The sequence below is a fragment of the Nocardia cyriacigeorgica NBRC 100375 genome, from assembly GCF_000308555.1.
Classification (GTDB): Bacteria; Actinomycetota; Actinomycetes; order Mycobacteriales; family Mycobacteriaceae; genus Nocardia; species Nocardia cyriacigeorgica.
The window spans coordinates 1-14,353 of sequence record NZ_BAFY01000313.1; the positions used below are offsets into that span (position 1 = coordinate 1).

The 14,353-nt window shown below is 69.9% G+C and carries 15 protein-coding genes and 1 pseudogene; 3 read left to right on the plus strand and 13 right to left on the minus strand.

Annotation, left to right across the window (positions count from 1 at the left end):
- Positions 1 to 232 precede the first annotated feature (232 nt).
- The 3 genes and pseudogenes from RJ05_RS26375 (at position 233) to RJ05_RS26385 (ending at position 2,563) form a co-directional block, all read left to right on the plus strand.
- Positions 233 to 1,230 (plus strand): annotated as a pseudogene (locus RJ05_RS26375) (alpha/beta hydrolase).
- Positions 1,231 to 1,304: 74 nt separating this feature from the next.
- On the plus strand, positions 1,305 to 1,898 hold the full coding sequence (locus RJ05_RS26380) for a hypothetical protein (RefSeq protein WP_036542035.1): 594 nt from the start codon (positions 1,305 to 1,307) through the stop codon (positions 1,896 to 1,898).
- A 29-nt stretch (positions 1,899 to 1,927) separates the two neighbouring features.
- Complete coding sequence (locus RJ05_RS26385; RefSeq protein WP_036542037.1) at positions 1,928 to 2,563, plus strand: DUF2461 domain-containing protein; 636 nt, start codon at positions 1,928 to 1,930, stop codon at positions 2,561 to 2,563.
- Positions 2,564 to 2,567: 4 nt separating this feature from the next.
- Here the strand turns inward: RJ05_RS26385 and metK are convergent, their stop codons facing one another.
- From metK to RJ05_RS26450, 13 genes are all read right to left on the minus strand, one after another.
- Positions 2,568 to 3,785, minus strand: coding sequence for a methionine adenosyltransferase (gene metK, locus RJ05_RS26390; protein WP_036542039.1), 1,218 nt, complete (start codon positions 3,783 to 3,785; stop codon positions 2,568 to 2,570).
- Between the two features lie 8 nt (positions 3,786 to 3,793).
- On the minus strand, positions 3,794 to 4,885 hold the full coding sequence (locus RJ05_RS26395; RefSeq protein ID WP_036542041.1) for a 3-oxoacyl-ACP synthase III family protein: 1,092 nt from the start codon (positions 4,883 to 4,885) through the stop codon (positions 3,794 to 3,796).
- Positions 4,878 to 7,229 (minus strand): beta-ketoacyl-[acyl-carrier-protein] synthase family protein, encoded by a 2,352-nt coding sequence (locus RJ05_RS26400; protein ID WP_051016932.1) that lies wholly within the window; start codon positions 7,227 to 7,229, stop codon positions 4,878 to 4,880. The genes RJ05_RS26395 and RJ05_RS26400 overlap by 8 nt, the downstream gene beginning before the upstream one ends.
- Positions 7,230 to 7,236: 7 nt before the next feature.
- Positions 7,237 to 8,523 carry a beta-ketoacyl-[acyl-carrier-protein] synthase family protein gene (locus RJ05_RS26405; protein ID WP_036542043.1) on the minus strand — a complete coding sequence of 429 codons (1,287 nt, stop codon included), beginning with the start codon at positions 8,521 to 8,523 and terminating at the stop codon, positions 7,237 to 7,239.
- Entirely contained in the window at positions 8,520 to 8,924 is a 405-nt protein-coding gene (locus tag RJ05_RS26410; RefSeq protein WP_051016933.1) for a 3-hydroxyacyl-ACP dehydratase FabZ family protein, read from the minus strand. The genes RJ05_RS26405 and RJ05_RS26410 overlap by 4 nt, the downstream gene beginning before the upstream one ends.
- Complete coding sequence (locus RJ05_RS26415; protein ID WP_036542045.1) at positions 8,921 to 10,177, minus strand: beta-ketoacyl-[acyl-carrier-protein] synthase family protein; 1,257 nt, start codon at positions 10,175 to 10,177, stop codon at positions 8,921 to 8,923. The genes RJ05_RS26410 and RJ05_RS26415 overlap by 4 nt, the downstream gene beginning before the upstream one ends.
- Positions 10,174 to 10,614, minus strand: a complete 441-nt coding sequence (locus tag RJ05_RS26420; protein ID WP_197731535.1) for a hotdog family protein — start codon at positions 10,612 to 10,614, stop codon at positions 10,174 to 10,176. Before RJ05_RS26420 ends, RJ05_RS26415 begins: the two co-directional genes overlap by 4 nt.
- 29 nt (positions 10,615 to 10,643) lie before the next feature.
- Positions 10,644 to 11,414, minus strand: coding sequence for an SDR family oxidoreductase (locus RJ05_RS26425; RefSeq protein WP_036542049.1), 771 nt, complete (start codon positions 11,412 to 11,414; stop codon positions 10,644 to 10,646).
- Entirely contained in the window at positions 11,411 to 11,854 is a 444-nt protein-coding gene (locus RJ05_RS26430) for a holo-ACP synthase (RefSeq protein ID WP_036542051.1), read from the minus strand. Before RJ05_RS26430 ends, RJ05_RS26425 begins: the two co-directional genes overlap by 4 nt.
- A 1-nt stretch (position 11,855) precedes the next feature.
- A complete protein-coding gene (locus RJ05_RS26435) occupies positions 11,856 to 12,269 on the minus strand; it encodes an acyl carrier protein (protein ID WP_036542054.1) in 414 nt (137 codons plus the stop codon).
- Positions 12,266 to 13,273, minus strand: a complete 1,008-nt coding sequence (gene fabD, locus RJ05_RS26440; RefSeq protein ID WP_081597553.1) for an ACP S-malonyltransferase — start codon at positions 13,271 to 13,273, stop codon at positions 12,266 to 12,268. Before fabD ends, RJ05_RS26435 begins: the two co-directional genes overlap by 4 nt.
- Before the next feature lie 15 nt (positions 13,274 to 13,288).
- Positions 13,289 to 13,510 (minus strand): acyl-CoA carboxylase epsilon subunit, encoded by a 222-nt coding sequence (locus RJ05_RS26445; protein ID WP_036542056.1) that lies wholly within the window; start codon positions 13,508 to 13,510, stop codon positions 13,289 to 13,291.
- Positions 13,507 to 14,353 (minus strand): acyl-CoA carboxylase subunit beta (locus RJ05_RS26450; RefSeq protein WP_036542058.1); only part of this gene is annotated, 847 nt, incomplete at its 5' end. The genes RJ05_RS26445 and RJ05_RS26450, both read right to left, overlap by 4 nt.

Genomic DNA, 14,353 nt, shown 5'->3' on the forward strand with positions numbered 1-14,353 from the left:
CCGATACTGCGCACGGTCCGATTTTCGGGCGCCGACCGTCGGAATTCGGGTGCTGCCGATTCGTGAAATTCTCGGTCCGCCCCCCGGTGAGCGGCCGGCGACCGCGATTCGATCGTCCCCGTCGCGCGGCCACGATTACCGACATGCCGGCGGCGCGTCGGCGACATCGCTACCGGCCCAACCGGCGTAAATTGGTTAACTTCGGTAACTTCCAATCGACGTGGTGGGAGGTATGCGAGTGGCAGGGGTGGCGCGATCAGCAGATGAACGGATAGCCGGCGGATGGCTTCGCAGAGCCGTCGTCGTAGTCATGGCAACGCTGGTGATGTCGTCGGTGGCGGCGGTCGCCGGTGCGGCACCGGTCCGCTCGCCCGCGCTACAGGCGCCGGCCGGCGGATTCGAAGAACTGTTCTGCCGTCGAGCATGGGGCCGATCAAGGTCCAGGTGCAGTGGGCGGCGCGCGGCGGCAGTGCGGCGCTCTACGTCCTCGACGGCCTGCGGGCCCCACACGATCACAGCCAATGGGCCAGCGACACCGACGCGCTGCGTCAATTCGCCGGCGACAACGTCACGCTGGTATTGCCGGTCGGCGGCCGATCGAGCTTCTACACCGACTGGTACCGGCCCAGCCGCACCAACGGTCAGCAGATCACCTACAAATGGGAGACCTTCCTGACCCGGGAACTGCCCGACTTCCTCGCCGGCTACGGGGTCTCACGCAGCAACAACGCCGTTGTCGGCGCCTCCATGGGCGGTAATGCCGCGCTCATCCTCGCCGCCTACCACCGCGACCAGTTCCGGTTCGCAGGCTCGTTCTCCGGCTTCCTCAACCCGACCTTCCCGATGTGGAGTGAGGCGATGCGCGCCGCCATGTGGGACGAAGGGCAGTACAACCCGGACGATATGTGGGGGCCGCCGGGCGATCCGGCCTGGGCTCGTAACGACGCCACCGTGCAGGCCGGTCGGCTGCGCGGCCTGCCGCTCTACGTCACCAGCGGAAACGGGGTGCCGGGCCCGCTCGATCTGCCGCACGGCGTCGGCAACACGGTGAACGCGATGGGCCTGGAGGTGCTCACCATGATCGCCGCGCAGATCTTTCGTGACCGCGTCAACGCCCTCGGTGTCCCGGCGCGCGTCGACATCGTCAACGGGACCCACACCTGGCCCTACTGGCAGCAGGCCCTGGCCAACGCGCGTCCGATGATCCTCGACGCGTTGGGTGCGCGCTGAGCCCGGCCGTCCGGGCGGCGCGCGAGACACTCGTTCGGTAGCTTCGTCCCGGTGAGAAAGCCGGGACGACGCTGATGGGTGATTACTTCGAGCGCATCGTCGATGTGGAGGTGAGCGCCGAGGAGGCCGGTGCCCCGGCGGCGCGCATGGTCGAGTGGATGGTGTCGCGCGGGCTGTTGTCGCGGGAGATGTCCGGTGACGGCGTGTACAGCCTGACCGTCGACGAGGGGTACCTCCCCGGCCCGGACTGGCGGCTGATCGCGCGGGAATGGGGCGATGATCGGCGGCCGGGCCCGGTCGCTGTCGTGGTCGGACGCGAGGATCACCACGGTGGGCAGGGCGAAATCGAACCGGAGTCGGCCACCTGCCCGAGCTGCGGCGCCACCACCGTGATCATCGACTATCCGCAGCGGTGGGAGGCCGACCCCGAGGTGTGGCGTCCCTTCGGCGCGGCCATCGACCAGTGGAAGCAGACCGGCACCGGTATCGCCGGCTGCGGCCGGTGCGGTATCGCGAGCCCGGTCACCGAATGGCGGTGGCCATCCGGCTTCGCCCTCGGCGCACTGGCTTTCGATTTCTGGGGCTGGCCGCCGCTGACCGACGATTTCGTGGCCGAGTTCGCCGCGCGGCTGGGCCACCGCGTCGAGCACCACAGCGGCAAGTTCTGAGTGTCGGACCGAGGGCATATCTTCTACCCATGGGTCGTTTCGGTGGGTTCCCGTTCGCCGGGCTCGATTTCTACGAAGATCTCGAGGCCGACAATTCCAAGACGTTCTGGGCCGCGCACAAGCAGGTCTACGACGAATCGGTGAAGGCGCCGATGCTGGCGCTGATCGAGGAACTGGAGGCCGACTTCGGGACCGCGAAACTCTTCCGGCCCTACCGAGACGTGCGCTTCGCCAAGGACAAATCGCCGTACAAGACCCATCAGGGTGTGGTCGTCGGCGCCGCACCGGGGGTCGGCTGGTATGTGCAGATCGGTGCGGCGGGACTGTTCGTCGCCGCCGGCTATTACAGCGGAACCTCCGATCAGCTCGCCCGGCTCCGCGCCACCATCGACGACGAGGTGCGCGGCGCGGAACTGACCGCCATCCTCGCCGATCTCACCGGCGCCGGATATGAGATCGGCGGGGAGCGGTTGAAGACCAAACCCAAGGGCTACCCCGCCGATCATCCACGCATCGACCTGCTGCGCCACAAATCGCTCAGCACCCACCGCGACTTCGGCGCACCGGACTGGCTGCCGACACCTCGCGCCGCGACGGAGATCCGCGCGGCGTGGGAAGCGCAGCGGCCGCTGGTGGAATGGCTGGCGGCCGTGGTGGGGGAGTGACCGGTTACGCCACCGCCGCCTTCAGTTCGTCGACGCGGTCGCAGCGCTCCCATGGCAGGTCGAGGTCGGTCCGGCCGAAGTGCCCATAGGCCGCGGTGCCCGCGTACAGCGGGCGCAGCAGGTCCAGATCGCGGATGATCGCGGCGGGCCGCAGGTCGAACACCTTGCCGATGGCGGCCTGGATCCTGGCCGGGTCGGTCGTCTCGGTGCCGAAGGTCTCCACGAACAGCCCGACCGGCGCCGCCCGTCCGATCGCATAGGCCACCTGGACCTCGAGCCGATCGGCCAGCCCAGCGGCGACGGCGTTCTTCGCGACCCAGCGCATGGCGTAGGCGGCGCTGCGGTCGACCTTCGACGGGTCCTTACCGGAGAACGCGCCGCCGCCGTGCCGAGCCATGCCGCCGTAGGTGTCGACGATGATCTTGCGGCCGGTCAATCCGGCGTCACCCATGGGCCCGCCGACGACGAATTTTCCGGTCGGATTCACCAGCAGGCGGAAATCACCGGTGTCGAGCGAACCTCCTGGCAGTTCGGCCAGCACCGCGTCCACCACGAACTCACGCACGTCCGTCGCGAGCAGCGACTCCAGGTCGATATCCGGGGCGTGCTGGGTCGAGATCACCACCGTGTCCAGGCGCACCGGCCGGTCCCCGTCGTATTCGATGGTCACCTGGGTTTTGCCGTCGGGACGCAGATAGGGCAGCGTGCCGTCCTTGCGTACCCGCGCCAAACGCCGGGACAGCCGGTGCGCCAACGCGATCGGCAGTGGCATGAACTCGGGGGTGTCGGAGGTGGCGTAGCCGAACATCAGGCCCTGATCTCCCGCGCCCTGCCGGTCGACGGGATCGCCCGCACCGTCGACGCGCGCCTCGTAGGCGTGATCCACGCCCTGGGCGATATCGGGTGATTGCGCGCAGATGGCGATGTTCACCCCGCAGGTGGCGCCGTCGAAGCCCTTCAGCGAGCTGTCGTAGCCGATCTCGAGCAGCTTGTCGCGCACGATCGCGGTGATGTCCACCTGCGCGTCGGTGCCGACCTCGCCGGCCACATGCACCTGTCCGGTGGTCACCATCGTTTCGACCGCCACGCGTGCGGTCGGGTCGAGGGCGATCAGTGCGTCGAGCACGGCGTCACTGATGGCGTCGCAGATCTTGTCCGGATGACCTTCGGTCACCGACTCGCTGGTGAACAACCGGCGCGCCGGAATGGAGGTTGTGGTCATGGTATTCCTCAGCTTTCGTCGCCGGGCCAGCGCAGAGCGAGGCCGGCGTAGACATAGCGGCTGGCTTCGATCGCGACCAGCAGTACGGTGCTGCCGGGAGTGATCCGTCCTGCGGCGATCCCGGCGTCGAGCGCGAGGAGCACGGCGGGGGATCCGGTCGCGCCGACATCGGTGAGATTCTCGACGATCCGGGATTGCAGCAGGTCGTAGTCCGCCCGTGTCAGTCCGGCTTCCTCGAATTCCCGGCTGAAGTAGTCGGCATTGCCTTCGGGCAGCACGCAGGCGTCGATCTGGTCGAGCCGCAACCCCGAGCGGTCGAGCAGCTCGCGCAGGGCGGTGACGAAGATCCGCGGCCCGAATTCCGCGACACCCACCGCGTCGAGCGTGATGTCCATCAGCCGTTTGCGTTTCAGCTGTTCGTGCACGGGCAGGTCGGTGCCGCCGCCGACGACGACCATGCCGGGTTTGCGCGCACCACCCATGCAGGCGTTGACGTAGCCGTACCGGTGGGTCACCGGGCCGGACGTGGCCGCGCGCAGCACGACCGCCGCGGCACCGTCGCCGAAGTTGTAGAGCGTCAGGCGATCCCGCATCCGGACCGCGTCGGGCTCGCGGCCGAGGAACATCGGCGCGAGGATGGGTGAGATGGCCTCGGTGCCGATCACCAGCGCGGTGCGGTGGGTGCCGTCGGCGAGCTGCCGATAGGCGATATCGAGCGCCTGGATCGCGCCGACGCAGCCGGCGCGCACCTCGATGACGGCACAGCGCTCCAGTCCGAGGTGCTGTTGCACATAACTGCCGACGGTCGGCAGATGGAACTCGGGACTGGCGGTGGACACCACGATCAGATCCACCTCTTCCGGCGCGACCCCGGCACGCTCGAGCGCGGTGCGTGCCGCGGCCTCGGCCATCCGGCTGTTGCCGATGCGATGCGAGCCGTCGGCGGGGTCGATCAGCCAGTGCCTGCGCCGCACCTGGATGCCGTCGAGCACATCGGCGGGCAACGGGCCGACCAGCTTCTCCAGCTGGTCGTTGTCGATGGGGTCACCGGGGAGGAACGATCCGGTACCCAGGATCGCGACGTTGTTCGATTCAGTCATGGTGCTCCGATGTCGAGGAGTGGGTATCCGGGGTCAGTACGAGGCAGGCGTGCGTCCCGCCCATCGAGGAACTGTTGATCAGCACCGGGCCGTCGAAGCCGGCCGGATCGTGGACGGCGAGTGCGGCGCACAGATGCGCACCGGCGCCCACCGGTTCGCCGAGGATCTGCTTGGGCGTTTCGACGCGCGGCCCGGAGCCTCCGGTGAGGCGGGCGATGGCCGCGCGTTCCGGATCGTCGACCGCGGGGAGTCCCGCGGCATTGGCCCAGATCGCGCTCACGTCGCCCGGCGCGAGCCCGGACTCGTCGAGCGCGCCACGCATCGCGCGTTCGATCCCGCGCCCCTCGCGGTCCCATCGGCCGATCCCGAGGCCGTCGCAGGCATTGCCGTACCCGGCTACTACCGCCAAGATGCGAGCGCCCCTGGACCGTGCCACCGACTCCCGCTCCAGCAGCAGGGTGAGTGCGCCTTCGGCGAGTCGATAGCCGTGGCTCGGTGCGTCCGCGAACGCCGGCATGCGACGGTAGGCCCGCAGGGCATACGGGGACAGCGTGTCGACCGCCGGGCACAGCGCCGCGTCGGCCGCACCGATCCGGAGCAGGTCGTGCGCGACACCGAGCGCGGTAGCGCCCGCCGCATGGGCCGCGGTGAGGGTGGAGGTGGGGCCGCGCACCCCGAGCACCATCGAGACCTGCCCGGCGGCGGCGTTGTAGACGGTGTTGGGGAAGACCGCCGGGTTCGCCGCCGTCACACCGGATTCGAGGACAGGGACGGTGAATTCCTCCAGGCTCTCCACCGGACCCAGGCCGGTGCCGACGATGACGCCGATCCGGTCAGAGTCGAATGCGTCGGGATCGAGGCGGCCGTCGTCGAGTGCCATCCGGCTGGAGGCGACGGCGAGAACGCCGAGCCGGTCCATCCGCCGCCGCTGCTTCGGAGACAGGAATGGCGCCGGGTCGAAAACCGGTGTGGACAGCGCCAGTTCGGTGCTGTTGTCGTCACCGGATCTTCCGGCGCGATAAGTGTCGAAGAGCGCACCGGCGGTGGTGCCGCCGGGCAGGATGATCCCGAGGCCGGTGATGACGACGCGGTCGATCGGCGGTTCGGGGACCGGGCTCGCCGGCCGGCCCTCCCGGCCGAACACCACAGTGGCATTGGCGCCGGCGAAGGCGAAGTTGTTCGACATGGCCACATCCATGGGCAGTGGCCGCGCCGTATTGGGCACCGCGTCCAGGCCGCACTTCGGATCGGGGCCGGTGAATCCCGCGGTGGGCGGAGCGATCTGGTCGCGCAGGGCGAGGACCGTCGCGATACCCTCCACCGCGCCCGCCGCCCCGAGTAGGTGCCCGATCATCGATTTCACGCTGGTGAGCGCGATCTTCTCGGCGGCGGGACCGAAAGCCCGGCGGACGGCGTTGCTTTCGGCCGAATCGTTTTTCGGGGTTCCGGTCCCGTGGCCGTTGACGTAGGACACGTCGGCGGGGGTGACCCCGGTGGCGGTGAAGGCGGCGGACAAGGCCCGCGCGGCGCCCGCGCCTTCGGGATGGGGTGCCGTCGGATGATGCCCGTCGGCCGACAGCCCGTAGCCGAGCACCTCGGCCAGGATGGGGGCGCCGGCGGCGACCGCGACCGAATGCTCCACCAGCACCAGCATTCCGCTGCCCTCGCCGAGCGAAAGCCCCCGGCGATCCTTGGAGTACGGGGCGGGCGGGATCGGTGACAGCGATTCCAGGCTGTGGAAGCCCGCGAAAACTGTCGCGTTGAAGGCGTCCGTACCGCCGACGAGCATGGCGTCGGCCCGGCCGATCCTGATCATCTCGACCGCGTGCGCGATCGCGTGCGCACCGGCGGCGCAGGCGGTGTTGACCGAGAGCACCGGGCCGCGCAGGCCGAACTCGGCGCTGAGGGCCTCGGCGATGATCTGCGGCTGGATCATCAGATACTGCTGCCAGTCGGTGGCGTTGCCGTCGCGGTCGGCCAACCAGGTCTGCTCCACCGTGCCGAGCCCGCCGTTGCAGGTGCCGACGGCCACGCCCCAGCGGGTGGCGGGGACCGCAGCGCCTGCATCGTCGAGCGGGCGGATACGCGCGCAGTCGATCGCCTCGGCGGCCGCAGCGAGCGCGAATTGAACGGCCGGATCGAGGGATTCGGTTCGCGCGGCTTCGGTGCGCCAGGGCCTGACCTCACCACCGATGGTGGTCGAGTGGCCGCTGAGGTCCAGGGATTCGACCGCATCGATCGCGACGTGGCCGTCGAGGAACCCCTGCCACATCCGGTCGGCGCCCCGTCCCTGTGAGGTCACGGCGCCGATGCCCGCGACCACGATTCGTTTCGGGCTGCTCACAGCCTGCTCACCTCGCCTCGGTCAGGGCCAGCGATACCGCTTGGCCTTCGAAGCCCCGTGCCAGCGCGAGCGCGGCGGTCACCGGCGCCTCGCGTGGCCCGTCGGGGACGTAGTCCAGATCGCATCCCGGGTCCGGATCGTCCAGATGGGCGGTTCCTGGGATGACTCCGTGGTGCACGGCCAGCGCCGCCACGGCGGCATTCACCGCACCGGCGCCGCCGACCAGGTGCCCTGTCTGCGGTTTGACGCTGCTGACCGGCACCGCGGGAGCGTGCTCACCGAAGGCGGTGTGCAAGGCCCGGGTCTCGCTGAGATCGCCACTGCCGGTGGCACATCCGTGCGCCGCGACGTAGCACACCTGGTCGCGGTTGATCGCGGCATCGGCGAGCGAGCGGTCGATCGCGCGTGCGAGGCCGCGTCCGCTCGGGTGCGGGGCGGGCGGGGGATGGCATTCGTTCCCCGCCCCGAATCCGGCGATCTCCGCGTAGATCCTGGCACCACGCGCCTGCGCGGCGGCCCGCTCTTCCAGCACGAGAATCGCCGCGCCCTCGCCGAGGATGGAGCCGGAGCGCTCCCGGTCGAACGGCCGGAAGGCGGCAGCCCCGCGCTCGTTCGCGGTCGAGAGCACGCCGACGCCATCCATTTTCGACATCGGCCACCAGTTCGTCGCGTCGTCGTAGCCACCTGCCAGCGCCAGATCGGCCTCACCGCGGCGGATCGCCCGCATGGCCCGGCCGATGGCGGTGGCACCGCTGTCGGCGGTGCCGGCGTAGAAGGCATTCGGTCCGCGGATGCCGAACTTCTGCGAGACGTGGAAGACGGCCGCGGGCTGTAGTCCCTCGACGAAGAACAGCGGCGCCATGATCGAGGCGCCCTGTTCGCCGAGCACGCGCATATCGGGTGTGCCGTCGTCACGGCGGATCCTGGTGACGCTGCCGATCAGATCGTCCAGGCGCGAGATTTCCTTGTTGCCACCGAGAAACAGCCCGCACCGGTGGCCGAGCCCATCGGTGGGGTCGATGCCGGCATCGGCCAGTGCCAGCGTCGCCCCCGCCAAACCGAGCTGATCGCCGCGGTTGAGCATGCGCAGCGCCTTGCGTGCGGCGAAACGCTCCGGCTCGAAGCCATCGATCTCCGCGCCCAGCCGCGTGCGCAGCGGCGCGGGATCGTAGGCGGTGATCGTGCGGATGCCGCTGTGCCCGGCCAGCAGCGCGTCCCAGGTGGTCGCCGCGTCGCCGCCGATGGCGGTGAGCAGGCCGATGCCGGTCACCACGACCCGTCGTTGTTCAGTCATCCGATTCCCCTGTCGTGCCCCGGTTCGCCGAGGTCCGCGCCGAGCCGCAACGACCGCACGGTGGCGGCGGTGCGGCCGTCCACCGCGGCGACGGCGCGGCAGTCGATGACATCCGGTGCGGTCGATACCACCTCGACGGTGATCTGGATCTGGTCGCCCGGCTGCACGTAGCGCCGGAAGCGCACGCCGCGCACGGCGTGCTGGCAGTGCAGTCCGGGCGGCGCGAGCAGGCGGGCGGTCGCGCCGATGTGGTCGAGCAGCAGCACGCCCGGCAGCACCGGAAAACGCGGGAAGTGGGTGTCGAATACGGTGAGGGTCACCGGCACATTGACCAGCGCGACCGCCCGCACCCCCGCGACGACGTCCACGACGCGGTCGAGCGCCGCCGGTGGCGCGCTCATGACGCCGCCCCGAGGACCAGTCCGGTGTTGGTGCCACCGAAGGCGAAGGCGTTCACCAGCGCCGCCCGGACCGGCGCCGTGCGTGCCGTATGCGGCACATAGTCCAGGTCCAGCCCACGTCCGGGAGTGTCGAGATTGAGCGTCGGCGGTACCACGCCGTGCCGGATGGCGCCGATCGCTGCCACCACGTTGAGGCCGGCGCCTGCCGCCGTGAGGTGCCCGGCCATCGACTTCGGAGCGCTGACCATGACCCGGGCGGCGTGCTCGCCGAAGACCTGCTTGATCGCGACGGTCTCGGATTCGTCGTTGCCCGGGGTACTGGTGCCGTGAGCGACGACGTAGTCGATGCCCTCGACGCCGAGGCCGGATTCGGCGATCGCGCCCTCCATCACCTGGATCGCGCCGGTGCCGTCGGGCGGGGAGTCGGTGATGCGCCAGGCGTTGAGCGTGGACGCGTAGCCGCGGATCTCGGCGAGCACTGTCGCGCCACGCGCCAGCGCCGCCTCGCGTTCCTCGAGGATGAACGCCACCGCACCCTCGCCGAGGACGAATCCGGACCGGCGCGCGTCGAAGGGCCGCGACGCGTGTTCGGGGTCGTCGTTGTATTCGGTGGTGAGCGCGCCGAGCAGGCTGAACCCGAGCGCGTCCAGCCAGGTGGTCAGCGAGTCGTAGCCGCCGGCCAGCATCAGGTCGGCATCACCCTCTTGGATCAGCCGAAACGCCTCGCCGACAGCGTGACCCGATCCCGAGCAGGCGGTGCTGATGCCGACCATCGGGCCGCTCGCGCCGAGCAGCCGCGCCATCTCCGCCGTGGGCAGGTTCTGGTTTCCCTGCAGGGTCAGACTCGGTGGCTGACGGCGGAACGCGTCGGCCTTTCCGGTGGTGGCGCGTTCATGGCCGACGTCGACCAGCAGTTGCAGATCCGGACGGCCAACGCTCGCGCCCATCGCGACGCCACGCCCCCCGTCCGGCGCGGAAGTATCGAGTCCGGCCTGCGCGATGGCCTGCGCCGCGGCGGCGACACCGAACTGCCCCGCCCGCGACAGATGCCGCCACCGGGTGGTTGCCGGTAGATCGCGCGCCGGATCGAATCCGCGCACCAAACCCGCTATCCGCACGGGAAATCCGGAGGCGTCGAAGGTCGTCAGGGCTCCGATGCCGCTGCGTCCGGCGGCCAGCGCGGACCAGGTGGCCGCGGCATCGTTTCCCAGCGGTGTGACGGCACCGATTCCGGTGATCACGACGCGCCTCATCGGACCAGCTCCTTTCGGCTCAGCAACCGCGCGAGGCGGTGGGTTTCGGTGGGGTCGTCCAGCTCGTCGGCGGGCATGAGGCCGCACATGATCCTGGAGGCGGTCAGCACCGGCTCGCCGTCTACGCGCACCACGCCGTTGACGACGGCGGCGGTATCGGCCATCGACTCCACCTGCACGTCGATGTCGAGCACGTCACCCGGGCGCACCGCGCGCAGTTGCCGCACCTCCTCGACCGCCAGCAACGTCGCCCGCTGAGTCAGCGCACTACCGAGCAGGATCAGCCAGGTGGCCGTCTGACAGACGCACTCGAGAACCAGGGCGGGCGGCATGACGGCTCGGCCGGAATCATCACGGACCCAATAGGTTTCCTGGTTCGAGGTGAGCTTTCGGCCGGTCGCCGACCGGCCGGGCTCCCAGGCGTCGATTCGATCCACCAGATGAAATCGCACAGCGCCGGACCCCTTCACCCGAGCCGGCCGATGCCGAGCTGGGCGGCGAAACCGCCGTCGGCGCGCACCAGTTCGCCGGTCATGTACGCCGAGCCTGGCCCGGCCAGGAAGGCGATCACCTCGGCGATCTGCTCGACCTCGGCCAGCGATCGCAGCGGAATCTGCTTCTCCAGCTTCTTGCCGGCGCCGCCCGCGACGACCGGGCCGATCAGCTCGGTGGGGGTGAAACCGGGCAGGACCGCGTTGACACGCACCCCGAAGCGCGCCATTTCGATGGCGCTGCACTGGGTGAAGGCATTGATGGCCGCCTTGGACGCCGAATAGTTCGCCTGCCCGATCCAGCCCCGCTGACCCATCACCGACGACACGTTCACGATGACGCCGTCGCGCTGGGCCATGAAGTGGCCCATCGCGGACCGGGTGCAGTTGAACACGCCGCCGAAGTTGGTGCGCATCACCTCGACCCAATCGCCGGGGGTCATATCGAAGATCAGCCCGTCACGGGCGATTCCGGCATTGTTGACCAGAATGTGCAGTCCACCGAGTGCCCCGATGGTCTGTTCGATCAGCGTGGCCGCGGCCTCGGGATCGGACACGTCGGCGCCGAGGGCGACCGCCTTGCCACCGGCGGCGGTGATCTCGGCGACGACCTCCTCGGCCTCCTGCGCACCAGTGCGGTAGTTGACCGCCACCGCCGCGCCCTGTTCGGCGAGCAGCAGCGCAGCCGCCCGCCCGATTCCGCGTGCGGCGCCGGTGACCAGCGCGACGCGATCGGCCAGCCTCACCGCGCCGCCTCCTGTACCAGTTCGATGGCATCGCGCGCGGTGGCCGATGCCGTGGTCAGCACGACGAAGGCGATCGCCACCCCGTCGGTGTGGGAGAGCGAGATCTCCATGTCCCGTATGCCTTTCCGTTCGGCGGCGGCCCGCGCCGCACCATGCAGGCGCAGCCGTGGCCGCCCGCTCGCACCGTTGACCACCTCCACGTCGCGCCAGGGCAGCGCGCCGCCGAGGGCCTTGAACACCGCTTCCTTGGCCGCGAAGCGGGCGGCCAAGTGCTCGGCTCGGCGCCCGCGTCCGCCGGCGTACCCGAGTTCACGCTCGGTGAAGACCTGCTCGGCGAGGCCGGGCCGGTCGCTCATCCGAGCGGCGACCTGATCGACGCCTGCGATATCGACGCCGACGAAGATCGTGGCGTCGCCATGCGCCGGCGGTACGGGCCCCATCTCAGCTCGCGTCCGCGGTGATCGCGGCGCGGGCGGTGGCCATCTCGGCCAGGTTCCGTACCGTGAACAGCGTCATGACCTGGTCGGCGGTGAGCGTCGCCGGCAGCGTGGACGGGTCGAGTTGGGGCAGCGCCCGCGCCAACTGTTCGCGACCGGCCGGGGTGATGCGGCCGTCGGCGTCCTCGAACTCCTCGTCGGACAGCTCGCCCTGCAACAGTTCCGCGATCTCGGCCGCCTGGATCTTCACCCCGACCTTGCGTTCGATCCGGAACAGGATGTCGAGCAGGTCGATCGACTCCGCACCCAGTTCACCGAGCACGGTGGCGTCCGGCTCGGCCTCGTCGACGTCGATGCCGACGGCCTCGGCGACGGCTTCCCGGACGGCCTGCAGGGTTTGCGCGGTGATCTCGGTCATGACTGGTTCCTCTCCTTGGTGGTGATCTGCTCGATCGCCGCGCCGATGCGGCGAGCGTCGCCGGTGCTGAACACCGGTCGGTCCTCGAAGGTGTTCTTGACGAAGCCGGTCAGGACCCGGCCGGGCCCGATCTCGGCGAATCGCACCGGGCCCGCCTGATCGGCGCTGCGCAGCACGTCGGTCCAGCGCACCGGGCGCGACAGCTGCCGGCGCAGCATCGTCGCGATATCGGCCGCGTCGGTCAGGAAATCGCCGGTGACCGAACTGATCACCGGGATCTGCGGGGTTGCGAAGTGGTGTGCGGCGAGTTCTTCGGCGAACTCGTCCTCGATGTCGGCCATGAGTGAGCAGTGGAAGGCCGCGCCCACCTCGAGGAAGACGACCTTCTGCGCACCGGCGTCGGTGGCCGCGGTGGCGATCTGTTCGAGCGCGGCGGTGTGGCCGGAGACGACAGTCTGGTTCGGATCGTTGTAGTTGGCCACCTCGGCCACCCCGGCGCCGTCGCGTTCGGTGCACAGGCGCTCGACGGTCGCCGACGGCAAGCCGACCACGGCGAGCATGCCGCCGTCGGTGCTGCCCGCCACCCTGGCCATCAGCTCACCGCGCCGGCGTACCAGCGCGAAGGCGCCGGGCAGATCGAGGACGCCGGCGGCGACCAGGGCGGAGAACTCCCCGAGGCTGTGCCCGGCCACCATGGCGGGCCGGAAGCTGTGCGCCCGCAGTACTTCCCAAGTGGCGAGGCTGGTGGCGACGACGGCCAGCTGGGTGACCTCGGTGCGGGTCAACTGTTCTTTCGTTCCCGAGACACACAGCTCGGTGAGCGCGAATCCGGCGGCCTCGTCTGCGGCGGCGAAGATGGGTTCGGTTGTCCCGGCGTGAGATTCGATCAGATGCGCGGCCATTCCGGCTCGTTGGGAGCCCTGCCCGGGAAACATCGCCATCGTCGGTGCCGGGCCGGTGCGGACCTGCTCGGGTCCATCGAGCGGCGCGGTGATCGCTGCCATGGTTCGGGTCCTCCTCTATGACGCCGGCTGGGGTTGCCGATGCTGACGTGGTGCCGGTCCCCACGCCGCGGGTGAACGCCGGTAGCGCGTCGTGCGGCTGGTGCGCCACGCGGTGTTCGGGATCGGGGTGGCCGGTGCGGCAGGGGGTTCGATGGTGATCGCGGCCGTGAGCACCAGGACCAGCACCGCGAGCTCGGCGTCGGTCGGATTGCCCGCGACGACGCGGATCGCGGTCACAGCGGGATGTTTCCGTGCTTGCGCACCGGCCCGGCCGCGCGTTTGGCCGCGAGCAGGGCCAGCGAGCGGATCAGGACCGAGCGGGTGTCGGCCGGGTCGATGATGTCGTCGACGTGGCCGCGCTGCGCGGCGACGAACGGATTCATCAGATCGCGCTCGTATTCGCGCACCAGCTCCTGCCGCCGCCGCACCGGATCGGCGGCCGCCGCGATCTGCTTGCGGAAGATGATGTTGGCCGCGGCCTCGGCTCCCATCACCGCGGTCCGATTCGACGGCCAGGCGAACGACAGGTCGGCCCCGATCGACTTGGAGTCCATCACGATGTACGCCCCGCCGAACGCCTTGCGCACGATTACCTGGATCCGCGGGACGGTCGCCTCGCAGTAGGCGTAGAGCAGCTTCGCCCCACGCCGGATGATCGCGTCGTGTTCCTGCTCGACGCCGGGCAGGAAGCCCGGCACGTCCACCATCGTGACCAGCGGGATGTTGAACGAGTCGCACATGCGCACGAACCGAGCGGCCTTCTCCGAGGCGTCGATGTCGAGCACGCCGGCCAGGACCGCGGGCTGATTGCCGACGATGCCGACGACGTTGCCGTCCAGCCGGGCCAGCGCGCAGATGATGTTGCGTGCCCACGACTCGTGGACCTCCAGGTACTCCCCGTCGTCGACGATCTCGGCGACCACACGCCGCATGTCATAGGGCACGCGGTCATCGATGGGCACGATGTCGCACAGGGCCTCGCACCGCCGGTCTGCCGGATCGCCGGACCACTGACGCGGCGGCAGCTCCTGGTTGTTCGACGGAAGATACGACAGCAGGTCGCGGACCTCGTCGAAGCAA